1 pseudogene is annotated in these 1417 nt (G+C 62.0%); it reads right to left on the bottom strand.

Annotated elements, in window-relative coordinates:
• Positions 1 to 22 precede the first annotated feature (22 nt).
• A pseudogene (locus tag ACK4TH_RS11835) lies at positions 23 to 1417 on the bottom strand (hypothetical protein); the annotation flags it as partial.

Here is a 1417-nt window from a genome sequence, read left to right as displayed (position 1 = left end):
GGCAAACTCGACGACGATGCGGTCACCGTCCTTGCTGATCTCCAGATCCTTGCCGCTGACGGCATCGAAATAATCGGGGCTCGACATTTGCAAGCGCAGAACCCGTCGCTTTGGCAAACTGCCCGTTGATGTCTTGATCCGTCGCTTTCAGCAACGTCTTGACGTCCGGGTTATCCTTTAGGCGCTTCTGGCCACGGATGATGTCGCCCGCCACGGAAAGCTGGCCACGGTCGTAGGCAAGCCCCGCTGCGAACTCGAATACCTTGTTCTTTTCGCCAAGCTGCCGATAGGCCGCCCGCGCTTCCTGCGTGCCCATGCCCTGGAACGTCGCCATGATCCCCAGCACGGCATCCGGGCTGCCGTCCTGTATCTGGCGCAGATAGAAATTCTCCTCGTCCTGCGTCAGCGGTTTCATATCCTTGGCGGGGATGTTGTAGTACGCGGAAATGGAACGTACGCTCGCACCGCGCTGGGCAATGCCTTCCGGCGTCTCAAGCGACCCCATTGAGTGCGTACCGACTTTTGCGGCATAGGATACCGGGTCTGATTTAAGTCCCTTTTCTGCGTCTTCGAGAATACGCTTGCGCATTTCGTTGTCGCCGTGCGTAACCCGTTCCGGCACGGTATTGAACTGTACAGCTACACGGCTGTACATCTGCGACACAGTAAGCGGCACGTCGTCCTTGTCGTAGAATACCGCCTTGTTCTTTTCGGCTGCGTTCGGAACCACGTCCTTAGCCAAGGTGTCAGGCGCGGAACGCTGCGCGCTCAAAACCGCCACGGCACCGGACGCGCCGAGGAAATGCGCAAGGTACAGATCGGCGTCATTGACCGGGCGGCCGAGCGCGCCCTGTAGCTGTATCTTGTTCTGTTCGGCGTAGGCGGCAGCCATCATCGTTGACACGCGCGGGTCCGCACGCATGGCCAGGATGTCGGCATCGCTCTTGCCTTCCACGTCCAGGCCGAAGCGCTGCGCCGTGCCGCCGTCTTTCATGAGCGACAGCCATGTGCCCTCTGTGAACTGGTAGAGGCCCTTGGCGCTGCTTTGCGGGTTGCCCTGCCCGAAGTCGATTTCCGGTTCCTTGGCCGCGTCGGCGCGTTTGATGGCCCGCGCGTCGGCGTCGGCCGCGAAGCCGCGCCCTTTGAGCGCTTCGGCCACTTCCGGCGACAGATACGACCAGCCACCCCAGAACTTGCCGTCGCGCTCGCCGAACGACGCAGGCACCTTGCCGCGCATTGTCGCGCCGATACGTCCGTCCTGTTCGGTAAAGCCCGTGAAGCCTGCATCCGCCAGCGCGCCGACGATACGCGCTTTTTCAGCGCCGTCGAGGCCGACCGCCGACACGTACACGCCGTCACCGTCTTTCTCGGCTCCGACAAGCTGCAACGGCGCTCCCAACAGCGAACCAGCCGTCGT

This window comes from Tepidimonas sp. (assembly GCF_046292505.1).
Classification (GTDB): domain Bacteria; phylum Pseudomonadota; class Gammaproteobacteria; order Burkholderiales; family Burkholderiaceae_C; genus Tepidimonas.
The sequence above is the reverse complement of the archived record's forward strand: the minus strand, read 5'-3'. Positions and strand labels throughout refer to the sequence as shown.